The organism is Acidobacteriota bacterium (assembly GCA_016703965.1).
Classification (GTDB): domain Bacteria; phylum Acidobacteriota; class Blastocatellia; order Pyrinomonadales; family Pyrinomonadaceae; genus OLB17.
The window spans coordinates 132,558-145,262 of sequence record JADJBB010000021.1; the positions used below are offsets into that span (position 1 = coordinate 132,558).

The following is a 12,705-nucleotide window of genomic DNA, read 5'->3' on the forward strand; positions in this document are numbered from 1 at the left end:
CCCAAAAGGCGGTTATTCTCGCGCGGGGCTTAGGTACGCGAATGCGGGCTGAAGCCGCAGGTGTTGACCTAACCCCGGAACAGGAACGCATCGCCAGCGCCGGAATTAAAGCTCTCGTTCCGGTCGCAAACGGCAAAACACTGCTTGAATTGATAGTTGAAAATCTCTCCGCTGCCGGTTTCACCGATATTTGCCTCGTGATCGGGCCTGAGCATAATGCGATTCGTGAATACTGTTCAACCAAAGGAATTGGTGTCGGTTTCGCGACGCAAATCGAGCCCAACGGAACCGCGGATGCTGTTCTGGCCGCTGAGAGTTGTGTCGACGACGATCTTTTTCTCGTTGTAAACTCGGACAATCTCTATCCTGTCGAAAGCCTGCGTCGATTGCGTGAAAAGGGGCGCCCGGCGATGCTCGCGTTCGAACGCGCAGCTCTAATAGACAAAAGCAACATCGGAGAAGAACGGATCGCGAAGTTTGCCACGGTTGAGATCGATCCGAACGGTCTACTCCGTCGGGTCGTTGAGAAGCCGAAACGGGTCGACCTGAATTCATTTGTATCGATGAACGCGTGGTTGTTTCCACCAACGATCTATGAAGCATGCCGCGCTGTTGAACCGTCTGAGCGTGGGGAATATGAGATAACGGCGGCTGTTCAGTATGCGATCGATTGCCTCGGCGTACAGTTCGCCGCCATAAAGACTGATGAAGGCGTGCTAGACCTGTCGAGCCGTGCCGATATCGAAGGCGTTTCTAATTTCCTCAATAGTAAATAATGTTCATTCCCGGCCGTATCGAGTTTCTTGGAAAACATACCGACTATTGCGGCGGGCGCAGTGTAGTATGCGCGATCGACCGCGGGTTTCATGCCGAACTTGAAGACCATTCGGAACCGCTCGTCGTTCTAGAAAATCTCGATATAAGCGAAAGGATCTCCGTACCTCTGAAGGATCCGACCATTTTGCCCGGCCATTGGACAAACTACGCTGCCGAGGTCGTACGCCGTCTTGGGACAAACTTTCCGGAAGGATTAAAAAACGGCGTTAAGATTCGCTTCAATAGCGATCTTCCTAAGGCTGCAGGACTTTCGAGTTCAAGTGCGTTAATGATAATGGTATTTGCGGCCCTGGATCTTGTAAACGATCTTCGGGGATCAAGCCGGTATCAGGATAATATTCACGACAAACTCGACCTCGCGGAATATCTGGGATGCGTCGAGAATGGTCAGAGTTTTCGTGAATTGGCTGGTTCCGCGGGCGTGGGAACATTTGGCGGCAGCCAGGATCATGCAGCGATAGTTCTGGGAAAGGCAGATAAACTTAGTGCGTTTTCGTTTTCACCGCTCCGGCACGATGCGGACTTTCCATTTCCTGAGACGTATTCATTCGTTGTCGCATCAAGCGGCGTCGCGGCTGAGAAAACCGGAACAGCACGCGATAGCTATAACCGCATTTCTCGAATGGTTTCCGAGGTAACCTCAACCGTTGGAAGGGGTCTGACCTTTTCACGAATGTTTGAGGAATTCGGGGTTGATGAGGTTCTTTCGAAGATCAGGGGAATGAGGTCAGCCTTTATGACACGCGATCTGCTGAGCCGTGTTGAGCAGTTTCGGATCGAGAATTTTGAGATCATCCCGTCAGTCATCGAGATGCTCGCGGCCGGCAGGATCGCTGATATTGGTGATGCGATCGATATCTCACAGGAAAATGCCGAGCGGTTTCTCGGCAACCAGATCACGGAAACGTCATTTTTGCAGCGTTCGGCTCGAGAGATCGGCGTCGTTGCAGCCTCCGCTTTTGGTGCCGGTTTTGGCGGGAGTGTTTATGCTCTTCTTACCAGGTCCGACGCTGAAGGATTCAAGGCGGAGTGGCAAAGAGTTTATAGGAACCGCTTCCCGCAGCATTCGGGGGTTTGCGAATTCTTCACGGCCCGTCCATCGGAATGCGATCTGGGCTGATCAATCTTTCTCACCCAGTTTCTTCAACATTTCTTTGATGTCCGTCACGCCTTTGAATGCTACGTAAGCAGTCACAAATGTGTACCAAACAACAGCTGTTATGGTAAGAATGAGCCAAATGTACCTCATGCGATCTCTCCTTTTCGAGGTTTGAGCAGTGAGAAGGTAAACATCGCTAAAGCCGAAAATACGTAAGCCGCGATGCCTGAATAGTAAGGGCCGATCTGTTTAGCAAGATCCTTGGTTCCTGGAGTCTTCTCCAGCACCAGGAACATTACCGGTATTGCAGCAGCAAAGAATATCGATCCGAAAGCACCCCAGCTATTTGCGCCTTTCCAATAGCAAGACGAGATAAGCAGCACCGAAATACTGGCGAGATATATCGTGCCGGTTATACCTAGATATGTCCAAACATCGCCCTCGAGGGGATACCACAATCCGTAAAATAACAGAAACACCCCGATCAGGGCTACGATCATGCGATTGATCAAGATTCCCTTTTTTTCGGACCAGGCCTCTTTTCGAAATGGACCCATGATGTCGTTATAAATGACACTTCCCCATGTAAGCATATAACTCGAGTCTGTCGACATATCAGCCGCAAGCATTGCAGCTATACACAATCCCATAAGCCCAACAGGAACAAATGTAGCAAGGAATGTGGGCATCGCGTCTAGGGAATTAGTCACCTGGCCAAGCGTGGCGAGAGCGGCAATTCCCCAAATGCCGGGAATGAGGAATCGGCATACGAAAAAGAAACTTGTTCGCACATAGATCTTCTGTCCAGTCAATGAATCCTTTGCCGCTAGAACGCGGGCAATAGTTGTCTGCCAGGTCAGAACTGCCGCAAAATTGAGCATTACCTGAAAAAGTACGTACGGCCAACCAAGATCCGGATGTACGAAAGGATTGAATCCGCCCGCACCGTAATTAGCCTCGACCGTGGTCACGATCTTGTCCCAGCCAACGTAAACTAACACGAGCAGCGTAACCGCGATCAACCCGACGCTCATCACGACAAACTGTAGAAAATCGGTGATTAGAACCGAAAGCATTCCGCCGAGAATCGTATAGGTCGCAACGCCGACAAGCAGGACTGTCATCATCGCTTCTAAATAGCCAACCTGATAGCCGAAAAGGTTAAAGGAAGTGACCTTTAGCCCAACGATCGTAACTAAAAACTGCCCGCCGATTCGCAGAAAAACGCCCATGTTCAGCAATCCGCCGAGCACGATCACGACCCCAGCGGCCCAGCGAACTCGCGGTCCGAATTGCTTCTCGATCAATTGAGGTATCGTTATCACGCCGGAATCACGGAGCGGTTTGATGCAGAAGCCCGTATAACCGATCACGAGCATCGACAGTGCCATAGCAATCCCCGGGGTAGCGCCGGCAAAGCCGTATTTGTACCCCGCCTCGGCCGTGTACATACACGTAACTATGCCGAATTCGGTTGCAGCAAGCGAAGCGATGCCCAAATAGACATTCATCTCGCGGCCCGCGACCAGAAAATCATCGACTTTGCCGACATACTTCCGCACGTACAATCCCGCCGCCATCGTCACAAGCAAATAAAGCCCGACAATGCTTCCGTCCAGAAGCCAGTTGAAATTAGTCATTTAGATGACTCCGAATTTGAAGGTATTAAAAAGACTTTCCAATATTATTCGGGTTTTTGCGTTCTGTCCAACGAGAACGCAACTAGATGTTTTTTCTTTATAGCAGGCCCGCTGCGGAACCCCTAAAGGGAAAAGAAAAAGACCGCCATTTCCTGGCGGTCTTTATAATTTGACTATCTAATCGTTCGACGCCGCTCGGCTGGTTACGACCTACGCCCACTCTTCAAGATCAATCCGACAATAAGACCGATCGCCGCAGAAATAAGGATCGTCTGGCCCGGCTTCTGGCGGGCGAATTCCTTTGCGTCTTCGACAAGTTCCTTCGGGTCCTTGTTCGATAGTTCCTTGAACTTATCGCCTGCTTGGGCGAACTTGTCGTTGGCAAAATCCTTGGCCTTAACGGCTGCGTCCTGAATCTTCTGTCCGTATTCCTGTGCCTGCATCTTTAGGTCTCCTAAAAACTCGTCATCCGTCACCTTGTCGGCTGGCGATCCAACCGGTATCAGGCTCTGTTCCAATTCCTGTTCTGCTTTCTTAACTTCTGCTTCAAATTCTGACATATCAAGATACTCCCGAATTATTAAAAATAATCAATAATGCGACGGCTGAGATGTTTTTCTCGCCTTATTAGTTGTAACGAATTTCTCGCGAGATTTGTTCCATCGATCAACTTTATGTGATGCGCATCACATTTGTGGTTGACAAAGATATTTCCAAAATGCGAGTCTATCTGTTCAAGTAAGTAAGCACTTACTTTATGGAGAATAGATATTGATCAAAGATCTTTTCAAATGTGAGCATCCGGGCCGTATGACGGGTGATGCCCGGCGTGAGCAGATATTGCAGACGGCGGTCGATCTGTTTTCGAAGCGTGGGTTTAAGGGAACGACCACAAAAGAGATAGCGAAAGCTTCCGGTGTTTCTGAGGCGATGGTGTTTCGCCATTTTGCCAGCAAGGACGAGCTCTACGGAGCGATCCTGCATAACAAGGGTTGTCAGGACGGCGTGCAGCGTTTTCCGTGGGAAGAGAACAAGGCCCTTGCTGAGGCGATTAGGCAAAAAGATGATTTTGCGGTCTTCTACAATCTCGCAAAAACCGCTCTTGATAAACATCACGAAGATGTCGGTTTCATGCGGTTGCTGTTTTACAGTGCTCTCGAGGAGCATGACCTGGCAGAACGATTTTTTGGGGAGTTCGTCGCCCGTATCTACGGTTTTATCGGCGGCTATATCGAGGAAAGACAGCGGGATGGTGTCTTTCGCCAGTTTGAGCCAAAGATCGCGGTTAGGGCGTTTATGGGAATGATGATCCACCATTCGCTCAACAATATTCTCTGGGACAAGCAACGTAACATCCTTGATATCACAAACGAGGAAGCGGCGAAGAATTTTGCGGAAATTCTGCTAAAAGGCATCCGGGCATAACTGCCGAGAAGCTAATTACTAATGATGAGAAGTAGGACTTTTAACGTTACAACTCTGGCTGTCGCCCTGTCGACGCTACTCGCCTTTACGGGGTGCGGTTCGCGAGGCGCAAATACCAATGCGAACTCAAGCAGTGCGCAACCGACGACAGTTGACATCAATACGGCTCAGGCAATTACGCGGCAAATACCGACCTATTTTGAAGCGACCGGTAACCTTGCGAGCGATGCCCAGACGGATGTCGCACCGGTCGTAGGCGGCAAGGTCGTCGAGGTTAATTTTGACGTCGGAAGCTACGTCACCAAGGGTAGCGTTCTTGTAAGAATGGACGACCGTGACGCTCGCATCCGGCTCGAACAGGCTCAGGCCCAAGTTGAACAGCAGAAAAAAGCGGTTGGAACTGCGATCGCAGCACTTCGGCAGGCCCAGATCCGCCTTGGCGTGAAGGACGGCGAGGTATTCGATATCGAGACCTTTTCGCAGGTCAAATCTACCAAGGCTAACCTCGTTCTCGCAGAAAAGGAATTAGCCCGGGCTGAAAAGCTTTATGCAACTGGTGACGTTTCCAGATCGATCCTTGATCAGCGGCGGTCGCAGCGTGATGCGTTGCTCGGCCAGCTTGACGAAGCTCGCTCCAATGCAGCGGTCGCGGTAAAAGCCATTAATTCTGCCGAGGCTCAGGTCGCAGCTGCAAAGAGTGCGGTTACGACCTCGGAAACACAGATCGATCAGGCGCGAAAGGCGATATCAGACATGGTGATTCTGGCACCGATCAGCGGATACGTTTCAGAGCGTGTTGCCGACCTCGGAGAATTCCTCACGCCAAACGCCCCTAATACTAAGGTCGCAACGATCGTCCGTACGTCATCACTTCGATTGCGGATCGACGTTCCAGAAGCATCGATCGGTAAGGTTGCGGTCGGCCAGGGAATCTCGATGCAAACCAGTGCGTATCCCGAACGCACATTCGCCGGCACGGTCGTACGGATCCTGCCAAATGTAAACACGACGGCCCGCACACTGATCGTCGAGGCCGAAGTCCCAAATGGCGACGGACTGCTCAAACCAGGTCAGTTCGCAACGGTTCGTGTCACGCAATCAAAACCAGAGAACGCAGTCATGATCCCGGCCTCTGCGATAAAGACCGAAGGTGACCTCAATAAAGTATATGTGGTGAAGGACGGGGCGGTTCGCGAACGCCTTATTCAGACGGGACTGCTGGAGAACGACCTTATCCAGGTTAAACAGGGTATAGCTGAAGGGGAAACGATCGCGACCAGCAATCTCAATGAATTGTTCGACGGGATCTTCGTCCGTCAGGTGAATTAACAAGGGGCAAGAATTATGCAGTGGTTAGCTGAAGTTTGTGTAAAGCGTCCTGTGTTTGCGACGATGTTGATCTTGTCGCTCGTTGTCGTGGGCGCGTTTTCGTTCCTGAGTCTTGGGGTCGATCTATTTCCCAAGATCGACTTCCCGACCATAACCATCACGGTAGTAAATCCCGGGGCTTCGCCGCAGGAGATCGAAACCGAAATAACCGACAAGGTTGAAGAAGCTGTCAATACCATCAGCGGTATCGACGAGTTGCGTTCATCCTCAATTGAAGGTATATCGCAGGTTTTTGTCCAATTCGTCTTGGAAAAGGACGTTAACGTTGCCGCTCAAGAGGTAGAGAACCGCGTTCAGACGGTGATCCCTAACCTTCCTGAAACAGCGGAACAGCCGACCGTTCAGAAGTTAGATACTGACGCTGCACCGGTACTTCGTGTGACGGTTTCAGCTCCCACGTCGATCCGCGAGATCACCGAACTTGCCCGCAAGAAGATCAAAGAACCTATCGAATCCGTAAACGGCGTCGGCCAGATCACGATCATCGGTGGTCAGGAACGGCAGATCAACGTCTGGGTCGATCCGGACAAAATGCGTTCGTACAATGTAACACCTGCCGAAGTTTCCGGCTCCCTGAAGATCCAGAACATGGAATTTCCGAGCGGTCGCCTGGATGAAGGTCAGACGGAAACCAGTGTGCGAACCGTGGGTAAGATCCAGAAGGTAGAGGAATTCAGCGACGTTGTCGTAGCCACGCGTGGAGCCTATCAAGTTAAGGTAAAGGACCTGGGCTACGTTGAGGACGGAGCCCAGGAACTGCGTTCCGAGGCCCGCCTTAATGGCCAGCCCGCAGTAACCCTTATCGTCGCGAAACAGTCAGGCCAAAATACCGTAGCTACTGCTCGGGCAGTAAAAGAAAAACTCAATGAGATCCTGCCGACCCTGCCGAAGAGCTATCAGGTTCGGATAATCGGTGATAACTCAATTTTCATTGAGAATTCTCTTCATGCCATCGAAGAACATTTGATCGTCGGTTCGATCCTTGCTGCGATCGTGGTTTTCCTGTTCCTGTGGAGTTTCCGCTCGACCCTGATCGCCGGGCTGGCGATCCCTACCTCAATTATTTCAACATTTGCCCTGATGTATGCGATGGGATATACGCTCAATTCGATAACCATGCTGAGCCTTACGCTCATGGTGGGTATCGTTATTGACGACGCAATTGTCGTACTCGAGAACATCTATCGATTCGTTGAGGAAAAGGGGATGAATCCTTTCCAGGCGGCGATAGAAGGAACGCGGGAGATCGGATTGGCGGTCCTGGCAACAACTCTTTCGCTGATGGCGGTGTTCGTGCCGATCGGCTTCATGCAGGGAATCGTCGGCCGATTCATGTCTTCCTTTGGCCTGACCGCATCCTTCGCCGTGCTTGTTTCCTTGATCGTTTCATTCACCCTAACGCCGATGCTCGCGGCCAGGTTGATAAAAAAACATAAGGAAACGCCTGAAACCGAAAAAGAGAAGGAAGAAATAAAAGGCGATGGAATGATCGAGCCGGTTCAGAACGACAGCAAATACACCGGCTGGTTCAGAATTCTTGATCGGGGTTACGCTTCGCTGCTTCGGTTCTCAATGAACCATCGATGGGTGATCGTCACTCTTTGTCTGCTTGTTTTTATAAGCATCGTTCCACTATTCATGTCCGTTGGTAAGAACTTTTTGCCTGTGGACGATCAATCTCAGTATGAGGTCTCCGTTCGCGTTCCTGAAGGCTCAAGTTTGACGGCTTCGTCCTTAATGTTCGAACGAATTGCTGCCGAGATACGCAAACTTCCGGGGGTGACTGACACGCTTGCGACCGTCGGTGGCGGGCAGCAGCAAGTAGTTAACGCGGGAACGATCTATGTGAAGCTGAGCGACATCAAAGACCGGCAAAAATCGCAGGAACAGCTAATGGCTGAAACTCGCGATCTGATCTCGGCGAAATTTCCGCCCGAGTTGCGTACCGGCGTTCAACCTGTTCAAGCCTTCTCCGGCGGCGGCTTTCGAAATGCAAACGTTCAATTCATGATCGCCGGCCCTGATCTGGCAAAACTGTCTGAGTATTCCGACAAGATCATGGCGAAAATGAAAACTATCCCGGACGCGGTCGACGTTGACTCTACGTTGATCAGCGGCAAGCCCGAAGTACGGCTCTCCGTGGATCGTGACACAGCCGCGGACCTTGGTGTTCGCGTTGGTGATGTCTCGCAAGCGTTGAATACTCTGGTTGCCGGACAAGAAGCAACAACGTTCAGTTCGGGAACCGATCAATATGAGGTGCGTGTTCGTGCAATAAATCCATACCGAACGAGCGTGGAAGGATTGAAACGCGTTATCGTCCCATCTAGCAAGCTAGGCTGGGTTACCCTGGATCGGGTCGTTTCATCATCATCCGGAACCGGGCCAAGTTCGGTGGACCGAACTAACCGGCAGCGTCAGGTGACGATCCTTGGTAACACTAGGCCGGGTGGTTCGGCCGCGAGCATAACGTCGGCAATTGACAGCTACGTCAAAGATCTGGATCTCCCGGCGACCTATCGTACTGGATACGTCGGCCAATCTAAGGAGATGGGAAAAGCCGGGTTCTACTTTCTGCTTGCGTTCGCACTGTCATTTATCTTTATGTACATAGTGCTGGCAGCCCAGTTCGAATCCTTTATTCACCCGGTCACGATCCTTCTGACACTACCGCTTTCAATACCATTCGGCATCTTTAGTCTTCTGATCGCTGGGCAAACGGTCAACATCTTCTCCGGACTCGGACTGCTTTTACTTTTCGGCGTCGTCAAGAAAAACGCGATCTTACAGATCGACCATACAAACCATTTGCGTTCCACGGGAATGTCGCGATACGACGCGATCATACAAGCCAATCGCGACCGACTCCGTCCGATCCTGATGACAACGATCGCCCTAGTCGCCGGTATGCTTCCGCTGGTTGTATCGACTGGCGCGGGTTCCGGGACAAACAGGTCGATCGGCGTGCTCGTGGTCGGCGGTCAGTCGATGTGTCTGCTTCTGACATTGCTAGCCGTTCCAGTTTTCTACTCTTTATTCGACGATCTGGCTGAGCTTCGATTGTTCAGGTATGTCAACCGCTTTGGCTCATGGTTATTTGGGGGTATGAAGCGGCGTGTTGCCTCAACGGCAAGTTCACTTATTGGCAAATAATTACGGCCCTTTTTATATGTATCGGCATTTTTATTTAATTTTATTATTAATTTTGGCTGCTTGCGGCACGGATCTCTGTGCCCAGGACGCGTCGCCAACGCCGACACCCACTCCGGTCGTAAATGATGTACAAACGACGACTCCGGATGAGATAAAAGGCGTTCCCTCGATCGCGCCGGACTACAGGTCCGACAAGCGTTCGCAGCCTGATCTGGGGCGTGTAGGCGTCGACATGCTCCGGCAGAGAGCCCTTTCGCTCAGGGAGGCGGTCGAGCTTGCGCTGGAAAACAACAAAGATATTGAGGTTTCACGCAAGGGTGTTTCGATAGCCGAATTTGACCTCGCCGCCGCGCGGGGATTCTACCAGCCGCGATTGTCAGGCACGGCTTATTATGATCGTTCTACAACGGCAAACGTAAGTATTTTCAGCAATAATCAGAAAAATACGGTCGGTTCACTCGTCGGTAATGCACAACTTCAGGCATTTGCTCCAAAATACGGAACTGTCTTTACTGGCGGCTTCAATAACTCGCGGGTCTCGACCGATAACCCTATCTCGATCCTGAGTCCGCAATATAATACCGGCCTAAGCTTTTCCGTGAACCAGCCGCTGTTTCGCGGGCGCAAATTTGATCAGACCAGGCGAACGATCGAGATCGCAAAGCGTAATATTTCGCTGACCGATACGCAATTCCAGCAGCGTTCTATCGAGATCGTCTCCGGCGTCGAAAAATCTTATTGGGATCTGACATACGGCCTGAGAAATCTGCAGGTTCAACGAGAAGCCCTTCGCGATGCCAAATCTCAGCTCGAACACAACCGTCGCTTGGTCAACGAAGGCCAGCTCGCCCCCATCGATATTGTGGCGGCTGAAACCCAGGTGGCGAATTTCGAGCAAGCTGTTTATGACGCTTTAAATCTCGTAAATATCGCGGAAAATTCTCTTAAGAATCTGGTGTCGCCGAACCGAAACGGAGATATCTGGAACGAAGCTCTCACGCCGACAGAATCGGTTGAGCGTGACATACCGCGAGTAACGGTTACCGAGGCAATGGATCTCGCTCTGGTCAATCGAGCTGAGCTCGAGATAAATACGACTCAAAAAGAGATCAATTCTCTCGATCAAAAGCTCTATAAGGAACAGACCAAGCCGCAGGTTGACTTTTTTGCTAGCTACAATACATCGGGCATAGGCGGCAGCCAGAATCCTAACTTCAGCCCGACGTTCCCGACGCCGTGCTCGACCAACCCGACCTCGCCGGCGTGCATTCAGCAGCAGGCGAACCTTGCTCTGTTGACCGGAAATCCGTTCGCGGGCCTTTTTGCCAACCGTTATCCTGTGCTGCGATTCGGCATTAATTTTAATTTGCCGCTCTTCGGCGATAAAACGGCCGAGGCTCAACTCGGCAGAGCAAAAGTCGAGGCCGAACGCCTTGAAACCCAACGCGAACAGCTCGAGCAGGCGATCCAGGTTGACGTACGAAATGCCCTGCAGGCGATCCGAACAGGGGAAGCTCGATTACGGTTCGCGGCTGTTGCTCGAGAAAATTCGGTAAAACAGTACGAATCCGAGCAAAGAAAGCTAGATGAGGGACAATCCGATATATACAAGGTTCTTGAACGCCAAACCGCTCTAACCGTCGCCCGAAGTAATGAACTGCGAGCTCGAACAGAGCTCAATAAAGCGATCGCTGACCTCGAACGAGCTACCGGAAATTCTCTGAAGGCAAAGAACATCGTTCCAAGACTAAAAAAATAGTGAAAGCAGTTTTTATAAAAAGCTTCGGGCCCGATCTGGATGTTTCGGTGAGCGAAGTTGCAGAACCAGCTCATCTGCAGGACGAACAGGTCTTAGTTCGGGTTAAATCGGCGGGTTTAAATCGCGCTGATCTGATCCAGGCTCGCGGCCACTATCCGCCGCCGCCGGGTTACTCGCCGAACATCCCGGGACTGGAATTCGCCGGAGAGATCGCGGCAGTTGGCGAAGCGGTCGAGGATTGGAAGATCGGCGAACGCGTCTTCGGTATCACCGCCGGTGAGGCTCAGGCTGAATTTCTCTTGACCGATGGATCTCTGATCGCAAGGATCCCTGATAATCTAAGTTTCAACGAAGCAGCGGCAATACCCGAAGCGTTCATTACCGCGCACGACGCACTTGTAACCCAATGTGGAATGGCAGCTGGTGACGAGGTTTTGATCCACGCTGTCGGCTCCGGAGTCGGCCTTGCCGGGATGCAAATCGCGAAGGCGAATGGCTGTTTCGTAATTGGAACATCGCGAACACCGGATAAGATCGAACAGTGCAAGAACCTTGGGTTGGACGTCGGGCTAACAGTCGGCGATCCGCCTTTTTTTTCAGAAGAGGTCTTGTCTGCCAGCGCAGGTAAAGGCGCCGATATCATCCTCGATCTTGTCGGAGCCGCCTATTTTCAGGAGAATATTCAGAGTCTTGCTCTGCGAGGGCGTTTGATCCTGGTTGGTCTTACTTCCGGAGCCCAGGCGGAATTTGATCTCTCGAAGGTTCTGCAGAAACGGGCGCAGATAATCGGAACAGTCCTCCGGGCACGATCGAAGAAAGAGAAAGCGGCCGCAACAAGCAGTTTCGTCCGCGACATTATCCCGCACCTGATTTCAGGCGCTATCCGACCCAATCTCGACCACGTTTTCGCCGCTGGCGAAGTGGTCAATGCCTACAAATATCTGGGGTCAAATAAGACTTTTGGAAAGGTAGTGCTGGAGTTTTAGCTTTTCAATCTCGATGCCGCATCGTCGGTAATGATACACAGTCCGGGAATATCGTAGGCATCTAATTCCGATAGTAGATCTGCGGCCTGCTTATACGTCAAAGCGCCTGCCTGCCGCTGGTTAAATGAAACGACGGACCACATTGGTTTTTCCAGCTCGCTTTCGATCGCGCTCGGCAGTACGTCATCAAATATTGGCTCGCTGATCGAACGCATCTCAAAAACATTATTTCGTTTTGCAGGGTCAGGTTTCCTATTTCGATGCAGGATGCCCGACCTCATTTCCTGGATTTTCATACACTTACAAGAGCGTCCATAAACTTAGCATAGCATCTGAACCTCTGTAAACACTTTTTTTGAATGATTTGAATAGACGTACCCGCAAATCATTCGGGAAGTTGATAAAATAGAGAGGTTC

General features: G+C 51.2%; 10 protein-coding genes. 7 read left to right on the forward strand and 3 right to left on the reverse strand.

Annotation, left to right across the window (positions count from 1 at the left end; genetic code table 11):
- The first annotated feature begins 41 nt into the window (after nt 1–41).
- Together IPG22_07930 and IPG22_07935 are read left to right on the forward strand one after the other, a co-directional pair.
- On the forward strand, nt 42–776 hold the full coding sequence (locus tag IPG22_07930; GenBank protein ID MBK6588207.1) for a nucleotidyltransferase family protein: 735 nt from the start codon (nt 42–44) through the stop codon (nt 774–776).
- Nucleotides 776–1,957: a galactokinase gene (locus IPG22_07935; protein MBK6588208.1), complete on the forward strand. Its 1,182-nt coding sequence runs from the start codon at nt 776–778 to the stop codon at nt 1,955–1,957. The genes IPG22_07930 and IPG22_07935 overlap by 1 nt, the downstream gene beginning before the upstream one ends.
- 125 nt (nt 1,958–2,082) lie before the next feature.
- Here the strand turns inward: IPG22_07935 and IPG22_07940 are convergent, their stop codons facing one another.
- Together IPG22_07940 and IPG22_07945 are read right to left on the reverse strand one after the other, a co-directional pair.
- A complete protein-coding gene (locus IPG22_07940) occupies nt 2,083–3,576 on the reverse strand; it encodes a sodium:solute symporter family protein (protein MBK6588209.1) in 1,494 nt (497 codons plus the stop codon).
- A gap of 203 nt (nt 3,577–3,779) precedes the next feature.
- Nucleotides 3,780–4,136: a hypothetical protein gene (locus tag IPG22_07945; GenBank protein ID MBK6588210.1), complete on the reverse strand. Its 357-nt coding sequence runs from the start codon at nt 4,134–4,136 to the stop codon at nt 3,780–3,782.
- A gap of 211 nt (nt 4,137–4,347) precedes the next feature.
- Between IPG22_07945 and IPG22_07950 the strand changes: the two genes are divergently transcribed.
- From IPG22_07950 to IPG22_07970, 5 genes are read left to right on the forward strand one after another with little or no spacing between them, the layout of a single operon-like run.
- On the forward strand, nt 4,348–5,001 hold the full coding sequence (locus IPG22_07950) for a TetR/AcrR family transcriptional regulator (GenBank protein ID MBK6588211.1): 654 nt from the start codon (nt 4,348–4,350) through the stop codon (nt 4,999–5,001).
- A gap of 24 nt (nt 5,002–5,025) precedes the next feature.
- On the forward strand, nt 5,026–6,330 hold the full coding sequence (locus tag IPG22_07955; protein ID MBK6588212.1) for an efflux RND transporter periplasmic adaptor subunit: 1,305 nt from the start codon (nt 5,026–5,028) through the stop codon (nt 6,328–6,330).
- Between the two features lie 15 nt (nt 6,331–6,345).
- Nucleotides 6,346–9,543: an efflux RND transporter permease subunit gene (locus IPG22_07960; protein ID MBK6588213.1), complete on the forward strand. Its 3,198-nt coding sequence runs from the start codon at nt 6,346–6,348 to the stop codon at nt 9,541–9,543.
- Between the two features lie 52 nt (nt 9,544–9,595).
- Nucleotides 9,596–11,302 carry a TolC family protein gene (locus IPG22_07965; GenBank protein ID MBK6588214.1) on the forward strand — a complete coding sequence of 569 codons (1,707 nt, stop codon included), beginning with the start codon at nt 9,596–9,598 and terminating at the stop codon, nt 11,300–11,302.
- Nucleotides 11,302–12,288, forward strand: coding sequence for an NAD(P)H-quinone oxidoreductase (locus IPG22_07970; GenBank protein MBK6588215.1), 987 nt, complete (start codon nt 11,302–11,304; stop codon nt 12,286–12,288). The genes IPG22_07965 and IPG22_07970 overlap by 1 nt, the downstream gene beginning before the upstream one ends.
- Here IPG22_07970 and IPG22_07975 read toward each other — a convergent pair.
- A complete protein-coding gene (locus IPG22_07975) occupies nt 12,285–12,584 on the reverse strand; it encodes a hypothetical protein (protein ID MBK6588216.1) in 300 nt (99 codons plus the stop codon). The genes IPG22_07970 and IPG22_07975 overlap by 4 nt on opposite strands.
- Nucleotides 12,585–12,705 lie beyond the last annotated feature (121 nt).

Bases quoted from the DNA above. Each gene is read 5' to 3' on its own strand.
- IPG22_07930 (MBK6588207.1), top strand. From the start codon at position 42: ATGCGGGCTGAAGCCGCAGGTGTTGACCTAACCCCGGAACAGGAACGC.
- IPG22_07935 (MBK6588208.1), top strand. From the start codon at position 776: ATGTTCATTCCCGGCCGTATCGAGTTTCTTGGAAAACATACCGACTAT.
- IPG22_07940 (MBK6588209.1), bottom strand. From the start codon at position 3,576: ATGACTAATTTCAACTGGCTTCTGGACGGAAGCATTGTCGGGCTTTAT.
- IPG22_07945 (MBK6588210.1), bottom strand. From the start codon at position 4,136: ATGTCAGAATTTGAAGCAGAAGTTAAGAAAGCAGAACAGGAATTGGAA.
- IPG22_07955 (MBK6588212.1), top strand. From the start codon at position 5,026: ATGAGAAGTAGGACTTTTAACGTTACAACTCTGGCTGTCGCCCTGTCG.
- IPG22_07960 (MBK6588213.1), top strand. From the start codon at position 6,346: ATGCAGTGGTTAGCTGAAGTTTGTGTAAAGCGTCCTGTGTTTGCGACG.
- IPG22_07975 (MBK6588216.1), bottom strand. From the start codon at position 12,584: ATGAAAATCCAGGAAATGAGGTCGGGCATCCTGCATCGAAATAGGAAA.